This window comes from Bartonella bovis 91-4, assembly GCF_000384965.1.
Taxonomy (GTDB): Bacteria; Pseudomonadota; Alphaproteobacteria; order Rhizobiales; family Rhizobiaceae; genus Bartonella; species Bartonella bovis.
In genome coordinates, this window is the sequence record NZ_CM001844.1 from 567,884 (window position 1) to 592,564 (window position 24,681).

Below are 24,681 nucleotides of genomic sequence, written 5' to 3' on the forward strand. Positions count from 1 at the left end.
AGAAAATGGCACAGAATAAATTTTTTATTTATTTTAAAAATTATGATTCTTCTTCTTTCTTTTTACTATCATTTAATACATTGAATAGAAGACGATATGCATAATGAGAAAAAGGAGAAATTATAGTGTTCCGAGCCATTCCTTCTCTTTTTAGAAATATAGAAATGTTTCAAAAAGAGTGCTATACTTTTTCAATAAAAAGTGATGAGGGTTAAGAGGTGGATATTCTATTCTATCATTTAACACAGTCAACACTAGAAGATATTTTGCCAATGTTGGTAGAACGTGCTCTTGCACGTTTTGATAGAGTAACAATACAATGTATAAGTGAAGAACAGCGTGATGCCATAGATGCTCGTTTATGGGTTTACGCTGAGGGAGCATTTATTGGGCATGGAACTGAGTGTGATAAATATCCAAATTTTCAGCCTGTATTTCTCACTACGGGACATGAGAATCCCAATGATTCCAAAATACGCTTTCTTATAGAGGGAGCAGTTTGTCCGGATATTAATATTTATCAAAGGCTTGTAGTGATATTTGATGGTCGTAACGACGAGCAATTAAATCTCGCTCGTGCACAGTGGAAGGAATATGTCACAGAAAACCATAATTTAACTTATTGGAAGCAGACTGAAAATCGCTGTTGGGAGAAACAAATTTGATATACATTCTACTATTCTAATTTTTATTGATATTACTGTGATAATTAATAATAAAAAACTCTTCCTTATGAAAGGATAGGAAGAAAGTTGTTAGGTTTTTAGTGTTATTTTGGGGGGGAGGGAGCAATAAAAATTGTTGCCTGTAATTATAATATTCAAATGGAATAATAGCGGTGGTTGATCGGATTTTACTTGCTTTATGGGCAGTAATAGTGGCTTTTTTTTGTGTTTCGTGGTTGGGTACAACGCATATTCTATCACAGATATTTTCTATTATTCATATTGATTATATTGTAGATATTTTATTCTTTTTTCTTTGTATATTATTTTCTGGGATATTATGGTGGCGTGTGCCTAGACCAATATCTTTAAAAATAAAATTGGCGGCATTTCTGCCGCCAGCGTTAATCTTATTATACTTCATTGTATGTTAGTAAGATATCTCTTTATCTGTAAAGCAAATAAAGCAAATAAGTGAAATAAAAGCAGAAAAGAAGAGATAATAGCCAACGTAAGTTACATCAAAATACCGCACCAAAGATTCTGCAATATAAGGTGCAAAAGATCCACCAACAATACCAGCTAAGTTGAATGTTAAAGATACACCAGTGTACCGAATGGCTGTTGGGAATGGTGAAGCAAGAACGGTACCCAACGGACTATATGTAATTCCTAGAAGCATTAAGCCAATGATAGACATTGCAAGGACGCCCACGATTCCAGAATGCAAGAAGTAAGGGATTGCAAAAGAATAAATACCAGTACTTATTGTTACCCAAATCATCAAAGTTCTGCGGTTAATACGATCAGCAAATTTTCCTGTGAAGGCAATAGAAAGGCCAAAAACAATAGCTCCAATCATTTCTATTTGCAGCGTTTGATTAAATGGCAATTGTAAATGATTTTTTGAATAACTTAATAAATAAGCAGTGACCAAATAAAACAAGACAAATGCTGTCATGCTGGCAAATGTACCAAGAAGCACAATCCGTGGATGTTTGAAGAATACATTGATGATAGGTACTTTGACGCGCTCTTCATGATCAAGCGCTTTTTTAAACTCAAGTGTTTCACCAATTGAAGTACGTACCCATAATCCTAAGATGATGAGAAAAGCTGAAGCAATAAATGGAATACGCCATCCCCACGTGAAAAGTTGGTTAGAATCAAGCACGTTCCACAACCCAAAATAAACTACAATAGATAAAAGTAAACCAACTGGAGACCCTAATTGCGGAAACATTGCATACCAACCACGTTTTTCTGGCGGAGCATTTTCTGTTGCAAGTAAAACAGCTCCACCCCATTCTCCTCCTAATCCAATTCCTTGACCAAAACGACACATAGTTAAAAGAAAAGGTGCCCACCAACCGATTGTTTCATAAGTGGGGAGAATACCAATGATAACTGTTGAAATACCCATTGTGAGAAGAGCAGCGACGAGTGTTGCTTTCCGTCCGATTTTATCACCAAAGTGTCCAAAAATAATAGATCCTAGAGGACGGGCAAAAAAAGCGACACCAAAAATAAGGAAAGATTGTAGAATAGCAAGTTGACTGTTTTGCTGTGGAAAAAACAAGTAAGGAAATACAAAAGCTGCAGCAGTTGCAAAAATATAAAAGTCAAAATATTCAATTGTTGTACCAACAAGGCTTGCCAACAGAATTCGAATAGGTGAATTTGTTTGATTTACGCGCTGTCTTTCTACGCTTATAGACATGAATAGGATATTCCTTTGATATAGATAATTAAAATATTAAGATAAGATTTTAATAGTTATAAGAATTTCATATTAGTGTCGAGTCAGTATTATTACGATTTAAGTGTATCAGAATAAATAATAGGGTACGATAAGAGTGAGGGAATATGTATCGTTAATACCAATCATGCTATTTATTAAATTTAACATTAGATTAAATGCGATAAGAAATCTTTTCTTTAAAACTATAAAATATATCATCCTACATAAACGACTTAATCTCTCAATTGTTTCATTTTGTATTTTTAATTGAAGAATGTTGTTCTCGTTTTTTTCATACAGTTTTTCTTTCACAATCCAAAATAAGCCGTTAAAAAGCACTTTAGTAGTATCTAATTAAAATTTATTACTACTGCAAATAAGATACATTACGACATAAATAAAACACATTATGATATAAATAGGAACGACCTATTAAGAAGGAGGGGTGTTTATCTGATTGTTGATAATGGAGTGTGTATTGTGCAGCACAAATATAAACTAAGTTTTTCAATATTATTAATGAGCAGCAGCTTTCTCCTACAAGATGCAAATGCACGTGAAGAAATTACTGAAAATGTAGATGAGCTGTTAAAAAAATTAGTGCTTGATAAAGGGAGGGTCCAAGGAAACGTACGCACTATTACTTTTAGTAATAATTCTAAAATTGGAAGAGATGATATTGAGATTGTTAAACACGGATATTCAATGAATGCTACCGTTACCGAAGGTGGAAAACAGATAGTTATGGGCGGAGCTACTGCGATGGATACTAAAATCGCAGGTGGTAAACAATTTGTTTTCGGGGAGAGTGATTCTAAAAGTAAGAAGAGTAGTGCTTATAAAGCTGTAGTTTCTGGTAAAAATGGAATTTGGGGGCAACAGAATGTATATGATGGTGGGGAAGCTTGGGAAACAAAAGTTATGCAAGCAGGAGAGCAAAATATTTATAAAGTACAAACAGGAAAGGGTGGTACTGCATCAAATACTGAAGTCTCTGAAAATGGTAGACAGCGCATTTTGGCAGGAGGTGAAGCAAAAGGTGTTACTTTAACAGACAACGCTATTCAAATAGTATATAGGGATGGGGTTGTAGAAGATCTAACGATTAAAGGTTCTGCTAATTCATGGGTGTATACTGGTGCAACATTAAAAGGAAAGACAATAGTTAATAATCCTGGACATCTTCATCTTTATGCTGGTGATCCTAAACATCATATCACCAAGGAGGATATTACTGTAACTGGGCAACCAAATATATCGTTGTTTTCTGTTGGTGCGTGGAGTGATGCAAATAACTCTCGGATTAATATTGAAAATTTAAGTGGGGATGGAACTGTTAGTTTTACTTCTGTTGGATATGATCCTCACCATTTACATCTTTATGTTAAAGATCTTTCAGGCAATTTACATTTCCAGTTTAATTTAAGTGACGTAGGGAATCCTAGTGATTACCTTTTAGTTGAGAATGGTGCAGGTAATCACAAAATAAGCGTTACCGATTCAGGCACTGAAATTACAGACTCTTTCTTACAAAAAAACAATAGAGTTTCCGAACTCAATTTAATTACGGATAAAAGCGGAAAAGCTAATTTTACTTTGGTAAATCAATCTGGCAAAAATATTGGTGCTATTGATGGTGGAACTTACATGTATAATTTGTACTCCAGGGAAAATATGAAAAATGGAAAAAATGAAAAAATTTGGTATTTAAGTGCAGGTATTACTGAGTCAAAATATCTGAGCCGATCTCGTCGGCATGTGAGCTCACAATATCTAATTGCTAATCCGTCAACTGATCCATCTGCAGAAGATCAGACAACTGAACCTAGATCTCGAAGGCGTGCTCCTCGACATTTGAGTCAGCATGAGCCTGAAGCTCCGGTGTTTAGCTCAGAAGATTCACAGTTTTCTGATCTGCCAACAATTACTTCATCTGCAGAAGATCAGATCGCTCAGTCTAAATCTCGAAAACGTTCTCGTCGACATGTAAATCAGCATAAACCTGACGTTGCAGTATTTAACTCAGAAAATTCACAAGTTTCTGCTATATCCACTGCTCCATCTATGGAAGATCAAACTACTGAGCCTAAACCTAGAAGACGTTCTCCTCGGCATGTGAGTCAACGTGAGCTTGATATTCCGATGGTTAGCTTAGAAGATTCACAAGCTTCTAATTTTTTAACTACTCCTTCGACTGATGCAGTACTGTCTCTAGCAGTTGCTCCTGAACTTGTTTTTAACAATGAGTTACAAAGCTTACATGTTGGAAGGGGCATTTTAGATAGAAATATAGAGAATGCGGCTCTCTGGACATATACGATCAAGAGCAAAGAACGAATTGCTACAGGTCATACACATTTTAAACTGGATCAAGCAGGAATAATGTTGGGTACTGATCGGGTCACACAGTTGCTATACGGAAAGCTCTACATTGGTGGTTTTGGCAGTTATGATCAAGCACATATTACCCATGCTCGTCGTGGTGTCAGTGGTGTGGATACTTATAGCTTTGGAACTTATGCTACCTATTTAACTGAGTATGGTTGGTATTTGGATAGTATTTTGAAATATAATCATTACCAAAATCATCTTAAAGCAGTTTCCACAAGTGGTTTGGCTATTCAAGGAAATTATAATCAATGGGCGATAGGTACATCCTTTGAAGGAGGTTATCGTTTTCAGACAGGGCAAAGCACTTGGGTGCGTCCTTATAGCCAATTCATATGGTTACAGGTCAAAGGTAAAGAAATACAGCTTTCCAATGGTATGACAGGTGATATAAGCTTATCTACTTCATTACGTAGTGAAGTTGGATTATCTATCAGGCATACATTTAATTTTAATACAAATACTTCGTTTATGGGTTATATAACAGCCGCTTGGTTGCGTGAGTATATAGATAACAATCATACGACAGTTAATAAACTGCATAAATTTATTACAGACTTGTCTGACAATGCAGGTAAATTGGCAATAGGTTTGAATAGTTTTGTCAGCAAAAACTTAACATTTTATACAGAAGCTCAATATCTTAAAGGTCACAAGATGACGCAATCACTTCAGGGTATTTTGGGTATACGCTATAGTTTTTAAGTATGCGGTTATTTGTACTCTGATCAACTTTGGGTATGTATTTGCTTATTTGTAAATAAGTAAATGCTGCAAAAAATGTGAGAACCATTTTTGAAAAGTGTATTTTGTTATAATAAAACTTATACATTATTGTGGGTTGTGTTTTTGTATTTTGCTCTCTTGTTTGATCCTTGATCTTAAAAAGGGGCATATTTTAGAACAGACAGGGTGTTATTCTATATTCTTAAGTCAAGTAAATCTCATGGGATGAAAAGAATAGCTTTGTTTTTCTTGCTTTTGAAATATATGCGTGATTTGATCTAATTAATTGATAAGGAAAATTGAGGGTACAAAAAACATCCCTTTTATAAAAGAGAATATAAATGAAATAGTAATAGCCTTTAATTCTTACGTTTATTTGTATTTTATATTGATTAAACAATATAAATTAATGCGTTTGAAATCTTTTTATTTTTTATGCTTGTGCATATTGTATATGCTTTTTCAAAGAATAAGTTATAAAAATAGGTAAAAGTTCATTTTTCGTTGAGCTATGCAGTTTGTTTATTGGAAACTCTTATCGACACTTTGGTTTTGGTTATTTATGTGTGTAATAAATAGGATTGGAGTGTTTTTAAGGGTGTTGTTTTATTGGTTTTTTAGAAAGAAAAGCTGTTTTTCTTAGATAAAGTTAAAAACTTTTATTAAGCATTATATTTAATAAAAATAATAGATATAAAATTAGTTACTAATTTTATTGTGAAAAAAGATAGAGCATATTTTGTCTTAGCCAGAACAATTTCAAGCAAAAGGTTATCCGTTTTTGTACTTCTTAGATAGTTTACCAATTCGCTACTTTGCAATATGATAATATCCATTATTTATGATTTATGGGTGAGAGGCCACCTGTAGTGGTGTGAGAAAGATTAATTTCCAAGTGCTATGCTGGTGAATAGATCGAGTTTTGGGATAAATGAGAAAAGCCATGTTGGAGCGTACCCAATCAAAAACATCTAGCTATCTGTATGAAGTATTATTGGATATTAAATGGAATGGAAATTCTTCCTTTTTTATTGGATTTTTAATCAATACAATTAAATTGGACTTGTAAAAAATAAAAAATGATTTTGTAAGTGTGAAGTCATTAACTGGTAGCATTTCTATTTTTAGTAGGCTCTATAAAAATTACAATTTTAAAATTGATATAGATTCACTAACGGTTACTTGGCAAAAAGCTCTTTATAGAATAACAAGATAATTTTTTATGGAAATTAAAGGTAATCAAATGGCTGTAGAACGTACTTTTTCGATGATTAAACCCGACGCAACACGTCGTAATTTGACAGGAGCAATTACAAAAATGCTTGAAGATGCAGGTTTGCGTGTTATTGCATCTAAGCGCGTGTGGATGAGTCAACATGAAGCTGAGGGGTTTTATGCGGTTCATAAAGAACGCCCATTCTTTGGAGAGTTAGTAAAGTTTATGTCTTCTGGTCCAACTGTTGTTCAGGTTTTGGAGGGTGAAAACGCAATCGCTAAAAACCGTGAAGTTATGGGCGCTACAAATCCTTCTGATGCACAAGAAGGAACGGTTCGTAAAGTATATGCTTTATCGATTGGTGAAAATTCTATTCATGGTTCAGATAACGCTGAATCTGCAAAAATAGAAATAGCTTATTGGTTTTCCGATATTGAAATCGTTGGTTAATAAAAGCGTGTAAGAAAAGTAGAAATCCTGAAATAATGTTCAGGATTTTTTCTTACTAAGTTATGAATCTTTATTCAAAGGTTAGTAAACATCATATAAATTTTTCGATTATTTTGAGATAATACTCACTTTCAAATATATGCAATGAAGTGCTTTTATCACGGCAAGAGTTCGAAAATGCATCATTATGATAGATGGCTTTATTATTTGCATATTTTCCGATTTTACCCATTGATATTTAAAAATATCGCGCTTCAATATAGATGATATCGAATATTTCTTTGGCTGCTAATTAAGGCACAATTTTATCATTTATCTTTTATATAATAACGTGTTTTAAGCCTGCACGAAAATAATCCCATCCTGTCCACAATGTGAGAAGGGCTGCAATCCATAGCATAATTATACCAAATTCCATTGTGTAAGGGAAAATTTTATTACCAGCTGGGCCTGCTAAGAGAAAGACAATGGCTACCATTTGTACAGAAGTTTTCCATTTTGCAAGACGGGAGACAGGAACGCTAACTTTTAATTCAACCAAATATTCACGTAATCCTGATACAAGAATTTCCCGGCAAAGAATGATAATAGCTGCCCAAAGTGTCCACCCAGCGATAGTACTATCTGCAGCAAGCAAAAGCAAACAGGATGAGACGAGCAGTTTATCAGCAATTGGATCTAGCATACGGCCGATGTTGGATGTCTGTTCCCAAATACGGGCAAGATAGCCATCCAAAAAATCTGTAATAGATGCGATCACAAAAATAAAAACAGCAATCCAACGTCCAATATCACTTGATTGTAGCCGTCCTTCTAAAAAAAAACACGCAACAACTAGTGGAACCGCAACAATTCGTGCGTAAGTCAGAATATTTGGAAAAGAAAAAGTGTGATTTTTCATCGAGCCGTTTTCAGTCCTTTGTGAAGTACAGCATATTTTATAAACGTAACAAGGCAATGAATATGAAGCAAGTCCTTATTTTTCATTAAAATGGTTATGAATTTTTTGTGCAATTGCGGTGGAAATACCTGTCACTTTGTTTAAATCTTCGACAGAAGCATTGGCAATGGCTTTGGTGCTTCCAAAATGATTAAGCAAAGCGTATTTTCGTGTGGGTCCTATATTTTCAATTTCATCAAGTAGATTTTTAAATGTTTCTTTTTTTCGTTTTGTTCTATGGGTTTCGAGTGCGAAACGGTGTGCTTCATCACGTAAACGTTGCAAAAAATAAAGAACAGGATCATGTGGGGGGAGTGTGAAAGGTGGTTTTCCTTTTATAAAAAATCGTTCACGACCAGCGTTACGGTTAGCACCTTTAGCTATACCGATTGCTGTGACAAAATCACCTAATCCCAATTGAGATAATAATGTACGAACGATATTTATTTGTCCTTCACCACCATCAATCAAGATAAGATCAGGCCAAATGGCAAAAGAATTATCACTATCATTTTTTGTATCTTTATTTTTATTAGGCAAGCCATGTTCTTTGATAAGGCGTGAAAATCTTCGTTCAATAACTTCTTTCATCATACCAAAATCATCACCAGGTGTAATATCGGTTGAACGAATGTTGAATTTACGGTACTGATTTTTAATAAATCCTGTTTGATCAAAAACAACCATCGCACTTACCGCATTGGTACCCATGATATGTGAGTTATCATAGATTTCTATACGGCGTGGAGTATGAGGTAGTTGAAATGTTTCAGCAACACTCTGAAGGAGTTTTATATGTGTTGCTGTTTCAGCAAGTTTGCGTCCCAGAGCTTCATGAGCATTGGTATAAGCGTGGTTAACAAGAGATTTGCGTTCACCTTTTTGCGGTAAGGATAGGGATATTTTGTGATTTGCTTTTAGATTTAATGCTTCTGTAAGAAGTGCCTCTTCTTCGATTTTTTCCGATAAAAGAATGAGTTTTGGAATTGGCTTATCATCATAAAATTGGGTGATAAAACTCGATAAAATTTCAGCGTTAGAGAAAGATGAATCTGCTTTTGGAAAATAAGCTCGATTTCCCCAATTTTGTCCCATGCGGAAAAAAAATACTTGAATACAAGTCATTCCTCCTTGTTGTGCAATTGCAAATACATCCGCTTCTTTTATCGTTTGAGGGTTAATGCCTTGATGGCTTTGTACATGAGAAAGGGCTGATAAACGATCGCGATACGCAATAGCTTGTTCAAAATCAAGATTTTCTGAGGCTTTATGCATAGCTTGAGCCATATCTTTTTTTACCGATTGGCTTTTTCCAGAAAGGAAAGCTTTTGCTTTTTGAACCAGTTTTATATAATCGCTATCATTGATTTCATGTGTACAAGGGGCTGAACATCGCTTGATTTGATAAAGCAAACAAGGTCGTGTACGATTGTTAAAAACTGAATCAGCACAAGTCCTTAATAAGAAGGCGCGTTGCAAGGCATTGATTGTTTGTGCAACAGCACTAGAAGAGGCAAAAGGGCCAAAATAATGGGCTTTTCGTGTTCGAGCACCACGATGTTTGTAAAGTGCGGGTGCTCGATGATCGTTAGTGATAATGATGTAGGGAAAGCTTTTGTCATCACGCAGCAATACATTAAAACGTGGATGTAATCTTTTGATGAGATTAGCTTCTAAAAGTAATGCTTCTGTTTCTGTATGGGTAACAACAAATTCCATATGACATGTCGCACTAATCATGCGGATAATACGGTTATTATGCCCTTGTTCACGGGTGTAGCTTGAAACACGTTTTTTTAAGTTTCGTGCTTTACCAACATAAAGAACATCACCATTTTCATTAAACATTCGATAAACCCCTGGTTTATGAGGAAGATGTTTAACAAATTCTTGTATGAGTGCAGCTCCTTTAAGTTGAGGATTATCATTTCTTTGGTGAGCGTTGTCCCATGTGATGTTGGATAGAAAAGATAGTTTTTTTTCTTTATTTGGAAGACAGGATGTATCGTTTTTCAGGGTCATTCAATTTTTCCAACAAGATTTTTTGCATTTGCCACATGAAATGTTGTTTTCTGTCAAGTATTATTATTTGTTGTTTGAAGTTTTATCTCCCAATAAATAAACGCAATTATAATATTAATGCTATGATTTTTAGTTATCATTTTAACCAAAAATCACCAAGCTGATTCCGTAAAGCAGCCTATAAACTGGCTATCTTACTTATAAATTAATTGAAAAAGTAAGTCTAATTGCGATCTGATTACCAAAAATTTTTAGAATGTTTTGTTAAAAAGAAGATCAAATTTACACTGTTAGCTATCATAGCTATTTCTATTTTATGGTCATCTTCAAAGGTTGCAGAATTTATAGTGTAGTAAGTTTTTTTAATAAGCTTGATAAATTTATTTTCATTGTGAAGAGTGCTTTGTTTTAAAGTAAAATACTTTCATATTATAATTATTCTTTATTGAGCCATTTATAAGTAATTTGTGCGCTCTTATCTTGTCCAAGACGGTTGATAAGGAAGGGGCTAAGTTTTTGTATTTCTTTTTCAAGAAGATAAGGAGGGTTGATAAGAATCATACCGCTCCCATTCATTGTTGTTGGTGTTAATTTTTTTCGAATACACATTTCAAGTTGGAGAATTTTTGGAATTCCTGTTTTATGTAGTGCGTGAAGAAAATTCTTAATTTCTTTATTGTATTTAACAGGATACCATAAAGCGTAAGTACCTCCAGAAAAACGTTGATGTGCTTTCACTACTCCATCAATGAGGCGAGAAAATTCACCAGATTTTTCAAAAGGTGGATCAACAAGAATAAATCCACGTTTTTCTTTTGGTGGTAAGTGAGAATTTAAGGAAAGCCAGCCATTTAAATGCAAAACTTTTGTTTGATAATCGCCGGCAAAGTTATTTGCTAGAGCTTTATAATCTTCATTGTGCAATTCAATTGCAGTGAGCCGGTCTTGTTTACGCAATAATTGGCGAATAAAGATAGGTGATCCAGGATAAAATATGAGTTCTTTGTTTCCTTTATTCATTGTAGAAATGATATTATACCATGGATGTAAGAGTGTTTTTATGTCTTCTGGAATGGGCGTTGACAAAAGTCTTCCCACACCATCGCGCCATTCTCCTGTTTTATGTGCTTCTGGGGAAGAGAGATCATAAAGCCCAATTCCTGCATGTGTATCTATAACACGAAAAGCTTTTTCTTTACGTTTGAGATACTCTACAATGCGTGTGACAATAATGTGTTTAAAAACATCAGCAAAATTGCCAGCATGATAAATATGCCGATAATTCATAACCAAATTTTATCATAAATATATATTGATTACTAACCAAGATTCTTTTTATTGCTTTTTAAAGCTCTTTTTGATGAAAAGGACAAGTTTATTATCAATGAGAGCTCTATTATAAAAACAATATATTGATTGAAAAGGCTGATGCATTTGGAAAGCTATCAGTGTTATGTATTGGCATTTGTCTATTATATTATTCTTTATATCGATGCGATTTATATAAATGAAGTTCATCATTAGTATTCAATCAGCTATCAAAACAATGTAAAAGAAAAAACACAAAATTAGTCACTCCAATTGAAATGCTAATTTATAAGGCTTTGTAATTTTTTATTTATTTTGAAAATTTAGCACGTTAGAGAATATCTGATGATGAATACAAACAAATAATTACAAGCAAGTTCGCTTCTCAATAAAACAATATTAATTTGTGAAGAAAATGTAGTTATTTTATCGGAACTTTTTTCAAATTATAAGATCATAGCGAAAAAACCTCTATCTTTTATTAATATGATTATCTCGTGTTAAAATAATAAGATGACTGTACATGATATTTATCAGGATATGACTTTTAAAATTAGCATGGGTTTGAAAGATCTCAGTTTACTCAAAATTTGTTGAGTGAATAATTATAAAATAAACGTTAGGGGTTCGTAATAATGTTAAAAATGAAAGCTATGATTACCGGTATTTCAGGTCCGGCTCTAACAAATGATGAAAAGGCATTTATTACTGAGCATAAGCCTTGGGCTTTTATTTTGTTTGCGCGTAATATTAGTACCTTAGACGATATCAAAGCGCTTACTACATCTTTATATGAAGTTAGTGGACGTGATGATATTTTTATCTTTATTGATCAAGAGGGGGGAAGGGTACAGCGCTTGCGCCCACCTTTAACACCTAATTATCCAATGGCTGTGACTTTAGGAACTATTTATAAAAAAAATCAGGAAAAAGGGCTTCGTGCTGCTTGGATTATGTCACGACTTCATGCTTTTGATTTGATGAAGTTTGGCATTAATGCAAATTGTCTTCCGCTGTTAGATGTACCAGTGGTAGGAGCTCATGATGTTATTGGAACGCGTGCTTATGCTCAGGAACCAGAAACGGTTACTGCTTTGGGGTGTGCAGCTGCTAAGGGGCTTTTAGATGGTGGTGTTTTACCAGTAATGAAACATATTCCCGGACATGGTCGGGCATTGTGCGATACGCACTTAAAGATGGCACGTGTAGATGCATCCCTTGATGTTTTAGAACAGTGTGATTTTATGCCTTTTAGAAATTTAGCAGATTTTCCAGCTGCAATGACTGCTCATATTGTTTATGAGGCAATTGACGATAAAGTACCTGCAACACTGTCTAAGAAAGTTATAGAGGATATTATTCGTCAAAAGATTGGTTTTGATGGTCTTTTAATGACAGATGATGTGTCAATGAAAGCTCTTTCAGAGAGTACATGTTCGAATGATCTTTCAGATTTAACACATAAAATTTTTGCAGCAGGTTGTGATATTGTTCTTCATTGTAATGGTAATTTGGAAGAAATGCTTGTCATTGCTCATGCTGCTCCATTTTTATCAGGAAAAGCCTTAGAGCGTGCTTATAGTGCTCATGCTAGGGTTGGGAAACCTGATGCATCAGATGAAGTTTCTTTAAGAGAAGAATTTTCAAGTCTCTTAGCTTTTGCTTAAATAAATGCCTCATTTTAAGTTGGTTGGGTTTATTTAGATATACTGAGTAAGAGTGAAAATAGCGTAACAATATTAGTTTGAGACAATCGATGTTTTGTTAAATTTCATTTAGGAAAGAAATATACAAATAAGATATGATTATATTTGAAATATCACTTATATAGTGGGTATTCATTTTTATGAATATGAATGAATTAAGCCAAATTTAAAAAGTGTAGAGAGAGTGGTGGGTAATATTTTCACCAACATATTTGATTATAATTTTACTTATTATTCTGGTACTTTTCGGGCATGGTAAGGCCTCTGAATTGATGGATGATGTTGCTAATAGTATCAAGGCTTTTTTTAAAAATATGAAGGAGGAAGAAGGCAGTGTTGAGAATAAGCTTGAAGTAGCTAGTTATTTCACAATAATTGATGTTGATTTCTCAACAATTTCAATTGTTATCAGTAAAATGTGCAGCAAGTGCCAAAAAAGTTCTTCTTCCGTTAAAACAGAAAAAAAGTCTGTGTCTAAAAGGTAATATGTGAAGTTATAAAGACAAAATCACAATTTTAGCATTGAATCATTTTAAGTGAGGAACTCAAGTGTAAACAATGTTTGGAATTAATGGTGCAAAGTTTTTAGTTATCTTACTTGTTTTCATTATTGTAGTTGTGCCAGAAGATTGGTCTAAAATGCTAAATAATAGTAAAAGCTAATGCATATATATGTTCCACAGCCAATGAATTTCGATATCAGTTTGATGATGCAATGAAACAAGCTGAATTGAATGATTTGCAAAAGATATTATAGGATGGACAAAATCTTAGTTTTTACAATGAATTAACAAAATTTTTTGATTCAATTCATGATGTAATGAAGGATGTTCACGATAGTCTGGATGTGAATACAATATTTCATCAATTGGAAAAAGATAAAGACGTTTTTGCATGCTATAAAAATGCATCGGATTCGGATAAAGTTATAACAGTATCTGTTGACCTTCATAAAGTCATGAGGTTATCAGTATGACTTCTAAGGATAAAAAAATAGAAAAAATGCGTTGTGAATTTAAAAAAGATACAATTAATACCAATACGGCATCGATTTTAGAGCATTTAATTGAATTACGTCAGTGAATTAATTGCATCTCTAATTGCGTTTTTATCGCTTTTGTGATGTATTGTCTCATCAAGGATTATATTTTGAATTTTTTGATGTGGTCTTATCAGGGGGTGATAAAGATATCGAGTGGTGATCTTAAAAATATTCGCCTTCAATCAACGCAAGTGTGGAAAACTTTTTTAACAAAAGTGCAACTTTCTGCTTTTGGAGCAGTTATTTTATCATTTCTCTATATAGTTTTTTACCATTTCTTATTAGCGCACCGGTTTTATTTTTGATTGGCAATGCGTTTTTTTATGATTTATTAGCACTTCTAATACTTTAGTTTAGTCTTTCTCAGCAATTTCTAGCGGACCTTCATTTAAGAATAGAATTTATAGTTCGTATCTCTGATTATCTGAGCTTTATGACATCATTTATCTTGATTTTTGGTTTTATTTTTCAATTATCTTTTATTGCTAGCCTGTTAACGAAGGTTGGATTGTTGACATCTCATATGTTATCATCCAAACAAAAATGGGCCATCCTGATTTTTTTATAATTGCGGCTGTGGTAACATCATCAATTTTTTCTATGTTTGCGTAGTTTTGCCGACGATAATTCTTTATGAAATATCAATTTTAATTGCTGCTGAATGGAAAAGAAAAAGAAATCTTCTTAATAAAAGTTTAGATTTTGTATGATAAACAATCAAATAGAAATGATGTAAATAAGGAGTTCTAATGCTCGATATTAAATGGATCCGTGAAAATCCTGAAAAATTAGATGCAGCACTAGAAAGTAGGGGTATTGAACCACAAGCCCAAAAGTTGACAGAGCTTGATCTTGAACGTCGGTCGCATGTTGCAAAAATACAATGTGCACAAGAACGTCGTAACGTAGCTTCAAAAGAAATAGGGCAAGCTTTAGCTGCGGGTGATCAGAAAAATGCTGAACGCATTAAAGCTGAGGTTGAAGAAATTAAAGATTTTCTTTCTACTGCTTCAATAAAAGAAAAGCAATTGACTGAAAACTTTGAAAAGACTCTTTCAGCTATACCAAATATTCCATTAAATGATGTTCCAGAAGGCAAAGATGAAAGCGCTAACATTGTCGTTCGGTACTTTGGTAAACCTACAACATTTGATTTTATACCGAAGGAACATTTTGATCTTGGTCAGAATCTTCAACAAATGGATTTTGAGCGGGCAAGTCGTTTGTCTGGTGCACGCTTTACAATACTTTCAGGTGCATTGGCGCGGCTTGAACGTGCATTGGGTCAATTTATGCTTGATATGCATGTGGATGAACATGGTTATACAGAGGTTTCATCACCTCTTCTTGTACGTGATGAGATTGTTTATGGAGCAGCACAATTACCAAAATTTTCTAAGGATCTTTTTCGAACTACAGATGGCAGATGGCTTATTTCCACAGCAGAAGTACCATTAGTTAATTTAGTAAATAGTGAAGTTCTTGATGTATCTGATTTACCTCTGCGATTTTCTTCTCTAACACCTTGTTTTCGTTCAGAAGCAGGGGCGGCTGGGCGTGATACACGTGGGATGTTACGTCAGCACCAGTTTTGGAAGGTAGAGATAGTATCAATTACCACTGAGGAACAATCCTTAATTGAATTAGAGCGTATGACAGAGTGTGCTGAAAGTGTGTTGAAGCGACTTGGGTTGCCCTTTCGTACTGTACTTCTTTCTACTGGTGATATGGGATTTGCTGCCCGTAAGACTTATGATATTGAAGTTTGGCTTCCAGGCCAGGGGTGCTATCGTGAAATTTCAAGTTGTTCAGTTTGTGGAGATTTTCAAGGGCGACGTATGAATGCTCGATATCGTAAAAAAGGTGAAAAAGCGTTACACTTTGTGCATACTCTAAATGGTTCTGGAACAGCTGTTGGTCGTTGTCTTATCGCTATTCTTGAAAATTATCAGCAGGCTGATGGGTCAGTTATTGTCCCAGATGTTTTACAGCCTTATATGAAGGGAATAAGTCGTATCACTATTTAATTTTTGAGAAATGAGCACCTATACACATTTTGTTACTGCTAAGTGGTAATAGTGTTTATTCGAAAAAATTTAATGTTTTTAAAAAATAATGCGCATGTGAATAGAGTAGTTGTTGCGTTAAAAATCGAATAATATTATGGAGCAGAAGAGAAATTTACAATTTCGTGAGGAATTGGCAAGCCTTGTACTGAAAATGCGCAGTAAAGGGGTTGATGATTTGCGCTTTTTTGCTGCGTTTGAGAAAGTTCCACGTCATCATTTTGTTGCTGTTCCTTGGCTTAAGAGTGCATATGACAATAAAATTATTCCAATTGAGTGTGGTGAATATATTGAGCGCTTAGAAGAACAACTTTTGATTCTCGCTGCGTTATCGTTGAAAAAAAAACACCGTGTTTTGGAAATTGGTACAGGTTCTGGTTTTTGTACTGCTCTTATGGCATGCCTTAGTGATCGAGTGGTAACGGTTGATCGTTATAAAACACTTGTTGAGTTAGCACGACAAAGATTTCACACTTTAGGGCTTGGCAATATTGTTGTGCAGCAGATTGACGCAAACAAAGGTGTTACGGGTTTTGGATCATTTGATCGTATTCTTATTTGGCCATCACGTTCTAATGAACCGGAAGAGTTTCTAGAAATTTTGACCGGAAATGGAATTCTCATTCAAGCTATTGGGCCAGATGAGGGAGTACAAACTGTTATGCGTTATACAAAAATTGGTAGTCAGTTTGAGCGTTCAGAAATGTTTCAAGTGCGTTATCAGCCTTTTATTAAAAGCGTTGCAGAAATACTTTGATTTTTAAATTAAAAGGTTGTGAAACAGCCTACGTGCTCTATTTATAATGAATTCATTTTGATATTTTTGTGAAATTTTTATAAGTAAAGTATCTAATCTTTAACTCTTAGGTAATATTAGCAAGATTTAATAGAATGAGTTGGGTGTTGGCCAAATAAATAAACCATATATTTGAAATTTTTGAGTAACATTATGCGATATAATTTTCAGGGGATAGCTCTTTGGGTGGTAGCAACGATAATAACGGGTTGTAGTGCCGGTACGCAGCGTTTTCATGATGGTTTTTATAAAGAGCAAACTCCTGCTCAGTTGACTACGCTCACAACGATGTCTAATGATCCAAAGATGTTATCACAAGGTGGAGTAATACAAAGCAGTGAACTACCGCCTGTGGAGTCACCTTATAATTCAGGGATTAACGATAGTTCATATAATTCTCTAGAGCAGGAAGCCACATCTTATTCTGATGGGCATAGAGAGTTTTCACCTGATGGGCGAATTATGGGTTCTCCACCGAAAAATCTTGGAACACTTTCTCGTTCACAAGTGAATAATTCTTTTACTTCTAGGCGAGGGTCTTACATTGTACAGAGTGGAGATACTCTGTTAAGTATTGCACGGCAGGTAGGAGTTAGTGTTGAAGCCTTAAAATTAGCAAATGGTATGAATAATCATTCGATCCATGTTGGTCAGGTTCTCATTATCCCAGATGAACGTACAGTTGTATCTTCGAGTGCTCCTAATAGTGCTCAAATAACATCAACAACTCCATCCCCAACTCGATCTGCAACTGTTTCTTCTGTTGAAAGCAAAAAGGATCCATCATCTTATGGAACTCCTGTAAAAACATCTGCTACAAAAACTGATCCATCAAATATTAAGCAGGATTCTTCTACGCAAAAGCCTGTAACTGCTTTATCAGATACAATGGCTGATTCAGATAATGTTGTTGCTCCGCAAGCAACAGGGATTTCTAAAATGCGTTGGCCGGTACGAGGACGTTTGTTAAGCCATTTTGGTCAAAAGAAGGGAACGGTAGTCAGTCGAGGAATAGAAATTACTGTACCTGAAGGTTCATCAGTAAAGGCAGCGGAAAATGGTGTCGTTATCTATGCAAGCGATGGATTAAAAGAGCTTGGAAATGTTGTCATGATTCGGCATGAAAACAATATTATTACTATTTATGGACATAATAATAAACTTGTTGTTAGTAGAGGGCAAAAGGTACGACGTGGTGATGAGATTGCTAAGTCTGGTATTTCAGGAGATGCTACAACGCCGCGCATTTATTTTGAAGTCCGTAAGGACACTGTACCTGTCGACCCTATCAAATATTTAGAAAATTAACGAAGAGTCATTTTTTATATAAACTAAGCTCCTCTGAATTGCTTTTTGTTGTGTATTAAAACAAAATTTTAGACTGTTGTTCAAGTTCTTATCTGTTATAATTTTGCTATTTTTATACTAGAATGATTTTTACATATTATTGCTCATTCTAAAATGTGATTATGAGTTTTTTCGATGTTCAGTGTATTTGATTACACTTATAATTTATTGAATCACTAATAACTGGTCTATGTTGCATATACTCTACAGCCCCATAATAAATAGGCTGCTCTTTAACAAATTATAATGTGTTTTCAGTGAGATGTTTTTTGTATTGAAGATTACAAATAAAGTTTATATCAACATTAATTGATGTTATTTACGAACCCAAAATGTAATTTACAGGAAGTTAAAAATAATCAGCTCAGCTAGTTACTTAAGTGAAAGATATTATACGATTGGGGTTAGTGATCAATTAACCTAATTTTGGAAACAAAAAATTATTTTATATTAATTATTTTTTTGATTTATTAAAGATTTTATATTTTTGTATGTAATGGACAGAATGAAATCGTTTTTTAGAAGTATTTACTTGTTGTATTTTAGCTTTTAAGGCTTTATTCCCTTTGGAAAAGCTAAAACTGTATGATGTAGTGGTTAGAATATATAGTATCTAAGGATTTTTTCTTTCTCTAAGTCAAAAGCTTATTTTAGTAGAGGAGAAATATATGAAGTTTAATCTATAGGAGATCAAAATGTTTATTACTAGCGCTTATGCTCAAGCTGCAGGCGGCATTTCCGGTGGGTCGTCACTTATTACTTTTGTTCCTTTCATTCTGATTTTTGCGATTATGTATTTTTTAATTATTCGCCCACAGCGTGCGCAAATGAAAAAAAGACAGGAAATGCTTAATGCTGTGCGCCGTGGTGATACAGTTGTAACAGGTGGTGGTATTATCGGCAAGGTTACAAAGGTTTATGATGAACAGGGTGAGTTAGAGGTTGAAATTAATGACAGTGTACGCATTCGTGTTGTTCGTTCAACATTGGCTGATGTTCGTGTTAAAGGTGAGCCACTTTCAGAAGAGAAGCCGAAATCTACTGCTAAAGTAAAGGCATCAAAAAAAACTGAAACCAAAATTGTAAAGCAAGCAAGTACGGTAATAACGAAAAAAGAAAAAGCTGCACCAAAAGGAGATAAACCGAAACTATAATTGCAGTTTGTAAGATTTTTCACCCTTATAAAGGTAAAATGGCTTTTCATAGAAAAGCCATTTTTATTTTAAGGAATATTGTAAGCTTAATAAATGAAGATTGTATCTTTGTGTATTATTCTATGAGGGGGTGTTTTGTTTAAATTATGAAGGATTATAGCAATTTTAGCTATTAATATAATTGTTATGTAACTGAAATTATTTATTTTTAAGAAAATAGGCTGAAATAAAGCTTCCCTTTTTTAATATAGTTATTTAAATATCATTTATAATATTTTTGCGTATTTATCTGCTTTATTTGTTCATTTTGAGATAAGATTATGTATCAGTGTTGTTATAAGAGTTATTATAGCGACTTAATTTATCAGTAGTCTTTTGTTGTTTTTTTAAAAAAAGGCGCTTATTATGTTTCATGCAATTCAAATCCGTGAAGCACATTTTCCAGGACGTGCACCTATTGATGCTTATGGAAATGGTGGTTTTCGTTTTGCTGATATGTCACATCGTGGTTCTATTATGTGTGTACCATCGGGCGTTTACGGTATTGATATGGTAGAGCCTATACCTACTCAGGATAATATTTTTCGTATTTTAGAAGAAGCAGATCAAATTGAGGTTTTGTTGGTGGGTACTGGAGTTGAATTATTGAGGTTACCTGAAACATTACGAGCACTTTTACGAGAAAAGCATATTTCAACAGATACAATGAGTACAGGGGCAGCAGTGCGTACATTTAATGTTCTTTTAGCCGAAAATCGTGCAGTTGCTGCATTGTTGTTTGCAGTAGAATGACAAATTTTCTTTCTTATTGTCTTGATATTTTACGTGCTACAGATCGTGATCGCTATATATCAGTTTTATTTGCACCTAAAAAAAAGCGCAGAGCATTAGCTGCTCTTTACGCTTTTAATGCAGAAATTGCTCGTATTCGTGAAAGTGTACACGATCCGCTTATTGGTGAGATACGGTTACGTTGGTGGTATGATTCTATTGCTAATGGTGAAATAAAAAATAATAAATATAATCCGATTTTGAACGATTTGTTGACAACAATTGCTTTGTTTAATTTACCTAAGACAGCTTTTTTACATTATTGTAATGCACGAGTTTTTGATCTTTATAATGAGCCAATGACAACCATTCATGATCTTGAAGCTTATTGTAATAAGACAGCAGGTACAATTTTACAGCTTGCATGTCAGATATTAGATTTTGATGCAGCACAAAATTTCACAAAAACATATGAACATGGAGGAATTTCTCAGGCATTGAGTGGTATATTGCGTCTTTTATCGTTTATGCAATTACGATATCAATGTTATTTCCCTTCTGATATGTTACAGGCTCTAGGGGCGGAAAGGGAAGAATTGGAGGCCAATCGTATCAATAATGAACAAAAACATCATATCATTAAAGCTATGGTAGCATTATCGAAAGACCATTATCTTAAGTTTTACGAACATTTTATTACTTTACCTAAAACACTAAAACCAGCATTTCTTCCATTGGCAATTACACCAGCATCTCTTCGAAAAACGATGCAATTAGGAGCTGCAGCTTTTCAAGAGAATGCAACTTTATCACAGCTTCATCGCTATTGGTTAATAACAAAAGCAGCAATGAGTGGTCATTTTCCAAAATTATTATAAATCATATCATTTGGTAAAAAATATCATCTGGGAAAGAGTTTATTTCAGTTTTTCCATTGTTAAGTAAAACGCTTATTATAATTTATCATTGATACATAAAATTGTTCATAAACTTTTCACTAAAAAGTATTGAAGATATGGTTATAATTAGAATTGTTAATTTTCACCGGGTGTTCTTTATTTGCAACTTGGAGTATTTCTAGCTTTAAATCTTCTCTTATCATCATATCCAGATTAGTACGAACATCAGGTGAAATAGCTTGAGCAGTGATATTGTCAGGTACCATAGAGGTAGTTATTTTATAAATAATACGGTTTGTTGTGACTGTACCTTTTGCGATACCATAATGACCTTTAGGATTAGAAAATAATGCTTTAATGTCTTCAGGTCTAAAAACTTCTGATGAATCTTGGCGCCGTAAAGCTTGAGTCGTTTGTTTTCTAACGCCAAATTCAGCAGCAAGAAAATCAAGACTTTTTCCTTTATTTAGCTGTTTGAGAGCGTTTTCAGCTTTTTCGTCAAGAAGACGTTGGATTTCTTCGTTTTTCCATTGAGCGATAGCATCTTGTTTTACTTCTTCAAGTGTTCTGTCGCGGACAGGGGTAATCATATCCACTTGATACCAGAGATATCCTCCTCCTTGAAGAGAGAGCACGTCTAGCTCAGCTTCTGCATTTGATTGATAGATAGCATCTAACAAAATGTCTTTTTCAGGTAAATCTGTCAGTATTATCCCTTCAATTGTTTTTCCTTTTTTATCAATAGTAATTTTACGGAGAGGCAATTTATATTGATCGGCGATTTCTTTAAGAGAGGCTCCTTCAAAACGAGCATTTTCAATTTCTGTATACTTATTATGCATATCAGTAGCAGCGCAGTTTTGTGCAAGTGTTTGGCGAATATTCTTTTCTACCGTTTCAAAAGGAATAGGACTCGAAGGTATAATATCTATAACACGAATGATTACAGGACCTTGCAGATCATCGATAACAGTACTAACCTGCCCTTTCTTGAGTTCAAAAATCTCAGATTCCAGATGATTAGGACGTTCACTTTTTAATAAAGGCCCTTTTTTAATGTCGTTGAGAGTCTTTTTTTCAGCTTTAACTAGGTCATCAAAACTTAAACCATCGGCTATTTTGTTTGCAGCCTTATCAGCCGCTTCACGTGTAGGAAAGCGTAATTCTTCAATTATACGTTTCTCAGGATTTGTAAAACGTGAGATATTCTGAGTGTAATAGGCTTTAGCTTCATCTTGAGAGATATCTTCTAATTGCACAAACTTTTCTGGCGTTATAGACAATAAAGAGACAGTGCGATATTCCGGGGCGCGAAATGCATTTTTGTGCGTATCAAACCATTTCTGCAATGTTTCTTGATCGGGATCGGCAGTGATTTCTTTTTCTTTTAGATCGATAATAAGATAATCAGCGATACGCGTTTCTTCCTGATAAATAGCAAAGGTTTTATAGAAAAGCTCTGGCATCTTCATACCAGAGAGTAAAGCTAGAGTAAGCTGATTGCGTTTTTCTTTTTGAGTATAATACTCAAAAAAATCACTTTGGTTGATACGTAATTGCTGAAGAAAATTGAGAAATAAATCTCTACTAAAGGCTCCGTTTTCCTGAAAAATACTGTCAGCACTAATGGCTTTTGCTATCATATCCTTTGAAAGGTTGATTTTCATTTTACGTGCTTGTTCATTAAAAAGTATATCGTGTTGTAACTGATTAAGAACAAAAGAAGGAATTCTGTATTGTTGTATTTCCTCTGGGGTAAGCATTCGTCCAAGACGTGAATTGAGTGCTAAACGTACACTCTGATCAGCAAGTGCAAGGCGATAACTATCAACAGTTACTGTCGATTTGCCAGAGGTGAGTAAATCTCTCTCGCCTTGTGTGTATAACTGTGGTATACCCCATAAAAAAATGAAACATAGAAGTAAAATAGCAAAAAAAAGCCTAGCAAACCAAGAATTTTTAGCGCTTCTTAGGGTATTAAGCATCGTTTAATTCCATTTATGTGCACAATGATTATCAAAGTAATGGCCGAATTTGCAATAAAGATGCACAAGATGCAAGCTTAAAGACTTGCTTTCGTTTTATAATTTGGTACTTAAAGCGGTAATTTTTTGTAAAAAAGCTTTTGAGGTAGAAACATGACTCCAAATATTCGGCCTTTAATTGCTGGAAATTGGAAAATGAATGGAATAGGTGAATCTCTTAAAGAGTTACATGCCATCGCTACTGGTATTCGCTCTGATTTAGGTTGTTTATTTGAAGCGCTTATTTGCGTTCCAGCAACGCTTCTATCTCGTGCTTCTAATACATTGAGCGGTGAAAAGTTGCTTTTAGGAGGGCAGGATTGTCATTTCAGGGATAGTGGTCCTTATACTGGGGATATTTCAGCTGTTATGCTTAAAGAGGCAGGGGCTAGTCACGTTATTATTGGACATTCGGAACGTCGTACAGCTTATCATGAAAGTAATGCAATTGTTTGCGCTAAAGTACAAGCTGCATGGCGAGAAAATCTTGTTGCTCTTGTTTGTATTGGTGAGACATTGGAAGAGCGCGAAAATGACAAAATATTGGATGTAATCGCACGCCAGCTTGAGGGTTCTATACCAGATAACGCGACAGCACAGAATACAATTATCGCTTATGAACCTATATGGGCTATAGGTACGGGTAAAACCCCTACTACAGGGGATGTTGCACAAGTGCATAGTTTTATTCGTGATAAGGTCAGCTATCGTTTTAGTGATGATGGATGTAACATGCGTTTGCTTTATGGCGGGTCAGTTAAGCCATCAAATGCACTTGAACTTTTGAGTACTGCTCATGTTAATGGTGCCCTAATTGGTGGAGCAAGTTTAAAAGCGGTTGATTTTTTAACTATTTGCGATGTTTATCGTCAATTATAAGAAGAGAATTCATAATTGTCTCTTGGATTATAGGCAATTTGTATATAAATAACTATAAGAGTTTATAAAGAGCAGAGCAGAGTTTATGCAAACAGTACTCATTGTAATTCATTTTTTGATTGTTATTACTTTAATTGGCGTTGTGTTGATTCAGCCTTCGGAAGGTGGCGGACTCGGTACTAGTGGTGGTTCAGGACTTATGAGTGTTCGTGGGACCAAAAACATGTTGACACGTTTAACGACTATCTTGGCAATTTGTTTTTTTACGGTATCCATTATACTTGTTGTAGTTGGCAATATATCCAACTCTGATTCTGATATTCTTAATCGTATTCCGATTAATTCAGAACAAAATCCGGCAAACAAAAATACGTTAGAAGAAGGTAAGCCATCATCTACTCAAGGTTCCAAGCCTTCTATTCTCGAACAATTAGGTGGTGCTTCGACATCTTCTCAACAACAAAGTAAGCCTGCTACTCCTACAGGTGAAAATCCAATTCCATCACCAATTGGGAATTCAAGTAGTGATGGCGTCAAATAA

21 protein-coding genes are annotated in these 24,681 nt (G+C 34.4%); 16 read left to right on the plus strand and 5 right to left on the minus strand.

The genetic code is table 11. From position 1 onward, the window contains the following. Positions 1–218 precede the first annotated feature (218 nt). Together BBBE_RS02450 and BBBE_RS07520 are read left to right on the plus strand one after the other, a co-directional pair. Positions 219–665: a DNA polymerase III subunit chi gene (locus tag BBBE_RS02450; protein WP_010701035.1), complete on the plus strand. Its 447-nt coding sequence runs from the start codon at positions 219–221 to the stop codon at positions 663–665. A 173-nt stretch (positions 666–838) separates the two neighbouring features. Continuing rightward, positions 839–1,099: a hypothetical protein gene (locus tag BBBE_RS07520; protein WP_010701036.1), complete on the plus strand. Its 261-nt coding sequence runs from the start codon at positions 839–841 to the stop codon at positions 1,097–1,099. Here the strand turns inward: BBBE_RS07520 and BBBE_RS02460 are convergent. Then, positions 1,096–2,385, minus strand: coding sequence for an MFS transporter (locus BBBE_RS02460; protein WP_010701037.1), 1,290 nt, complete (start codon positions 2,383–2,385; stop codon positions 1,096–1,098). The two genes, BBBE_RS07520 and BBBE_RS02460, sit on opposite strands and share 4 nt — an antisense overlap. Before the next feature lie 501 nt (positions 2,386–2,886). Between BBBE_RS02460 and bafA the strand changes: the two genes are divergently transcribed. Then, complete coding sequence (bafA, locus tag BBBE_RS07190; RefSeq protein WP_010701038.1) at positions 2,887–5,499, plus strand: BafA family autotransporter; 2,613 nt, start codon at positions 2,887–2,889, stop codon at positions 5,497–5,499. Positions 5,500–6,763: 1,264 nt separating this feature from the next. Continuing rightward, positions 6,764–7,186: a nucleoside-diphosphate kinase gene (ndk, locus tag BBBE_RS02470; protein WP_010701039.1), complete on the plus strand. Its 423-nt coding sequence runs from the start codon at positions 6,764–6,766 to the stop codon at positions 7,184–7,186. Between the two features lie 319 nt (positions 7,187–7,505). Here the strand turns inward: ndk and pgsA are convergent, their stop codons facing one another. From pgsA to BBBE_RS02485, 3 genes are all read right to left on the minus strand, one after another. After that, complete coding sequence (gene pgsA / locus BBBE_RS02475) at positions 7,506–8,087, minus strand: CDP-diacylglycerol--glycerol-3-phosphate 3-phosphatidyltransferase (RefSeq protein WP_010701040.1); 582 nt, start codon at positions 8,085–8,087, stop codon at positions 7,506–7,508. Positions 8,088–8,162: 75 nt separating this feature from the next. Then, positions 8,163–10,148 carry an excinuclease ABC subunit UvrC gene (gene uvrC, locus BBBE_RS02480; RefSeq protein ID WP_010701041.1) on the minus strand — a complete coding sequence of 662 codons (1,986 nt, stop codon included), beginning with the start codon at positions 10,146–10,148 and terminating at the stop codon, positions 8,163–8,165. Positions 10,149–10,583: 435 nt separating this feature from the next. After that, positions 10,584–11,435, minus strand: coding sequence for a 23S rRNA (adenine(2030)-N(6))-methyltransferase RlmJ (locus BBBE_RS02485; protein ID WP_010701042.1), 852 nt, complete (start codon positions 11,433–11,435; stop codon positions 10,584–10,586). Positions 11,436–12,091: 656 nt separating this feature from the next. Here BBBE_RS02485 and nagZ point away from each other — a divergent pair. The 10 genes from nagZ (at position 12,092) to BBBE_RS02530 (ending at position 21,216) form a co-directional block, all read left to right on the plus strand. After that, positions 12,092–13,123 carry a beta-N-acetylhexosaminidase gene (nagZ, locus tag BBBE_RS02490; RefSeq protein ID WP_010701043.1) on the plus strand — a complete coding sequence of 344 codons (1,032 nt, stop codon included), beginning with the start codon at positions 12,092–12,094 and terminating at the stop codon, positions 13,121–13,123. A gap of 233 nt (positions 13,124–13,356) precedes the next feature. Continuing rightward, positions 13,357–13,647 carry a twin-arginine translocase TatA/TatE family subunit gene (locus tag BBBE_RS02495; protein ID WP_035464491.1) on the plus strand — a complete coding sequence of 97 codons (291 nt, stop codon included), beginning with the start codon at positions 13,357–13,359 and terminating at the stop codon, positions 13,645–13,647. Positions 13,648–14,311: 664 nt separating this feature from the next. Continuing rightward, entirely contained in the window at positions 14,312–14,509 is a 198-nt protein-coding gene (locus BBBE_RS07655) for a hypothetical protein (RefSeq protein WP_420806241.1), read from the plus strand. A gap of 107 nt (positions 14,510–14,616) precedes the next feature. Further along, entirely contained in the window at positions 14,617–14,772 is a 156-nt protein-coding gene (locus BBBE_RS07660) for a twin-arginine translocase subunit TatC (RefSeq protein ID WP_420806245.1), read from the plus strand. Between the two features lie 181 nt (positions 14,773–14,953). Next, positions 14,954–16,231, plus strand: coding sequence for a serine--tRNA ligase (gene serS / locus BBBE_RS02505; RefSeq protein ID WP_010701045.1), 1,278 nt, complete (start codon positions 14,954–14,956; stop codon positions 16,229–16,231). Positions 16,232–16,367: 136 nt separating this feature from the next. Continuing rightward, a complete protein-coding gene (locus BBBE_RS02510; RefSeq protein ID WP_010701046.1) occupies positions 16,368–17,027 on the plus strand; it encodes a protein-L-isoaspartate(D-aspartate) O-methyltransferase in 660 nt (219 codons plus the stop codon). Positions 17,028–17,192: 165 nt separating this feature from the next. Further along, positions 17,193–18,374 (plus strand): M23 family metallopeptidase, encoded by a 1,182-nt coding sequence (locus tag BBBE_RS02515; RefSeq protein ID WP_035464494.1) that lies wholly within the window; start codon positions 17,193–17,195, stop codon positions 18,372–18,374. A gap of 734 nt (positions 18,375–19,108) precedes the next feature. Beyond that, positions 19,109–19,567, plus strand: coding sequence for a preprotein translocase subunit YajC (yajC, locus tag BBBE_RS02520; protein ID WP_010701048.1), 459 nt, complete (start codon positions 19,109–19,111; stop codon positions 19,565–19,567). A 405-nt stretch (positions 19,568–19,972) separates the two neighbouring features. Next, positions 19,973–20,359, plus strand: a complete 387-nt coding sequence (locus BBBE_RS02525) for an Mth938-like domain-containing protein (RefSeq protein ID WP_010701049.1) — start codon at positions 19,973–19,975, stop codon at positions 20,357–20,359. Next, complete coding sequence (locus tag BBBE_RS02530; RefSeq protein ID WP_010701050.1) at positions 20,356–21,216, plus strand: phytoene/squalene synthase family protein; 861 nt, start codon at positions 20,356–20,358, stop codon at positions 21,214–21,216. The genes BBBE_RS02525 and BBBE_RS02530 overlap by 4 nt, the downstream gene beginning before the upstream one ends. A 119-nt stretch (positions 21,217–21,335) precedes the next feature. On the opposite strand, the gene BBBE_RS02535 is transcribed toward BBBE_RS02530, so the two are convergent. Beyond that, entirely contained in the window at positions 21,336–23,222 is a 1,887-nt protein-coding gene (locus BBBE_RS02535; protein ID WP_010701051.1) for a peptidyl-prolyl cis-trans isomerase, read from the minus strand. Positions 23,223–23,375: 153 nt separating this feature from the next. Between BBBE_RS02535 and tpiA the strand changes: the two genes are divergently transcribed. Next, on the plus strand, positions 23,376–24,140 hold the full coding sequence (gene tpiA / locus BBBE_RS02540) for a triose-phosphate isomerase (RefSeq protein ID WP_010701052.1): 765 nt from the start codon (positions 23,376–23,378) through the stop codon (positions 24,138–24,140). 85 nt (positions 24,141–24,225) lie between these two features. Next, complete coding sequence (gene secG / locus BBBE_RS02545) at positions 24,226–24,681, plus strand: preprotein translocase subunit SecG (protein ID WP_010701053.1); 456 nt, start codon at positions 24,226–24,228, stop codon at positions 24,679–24,681.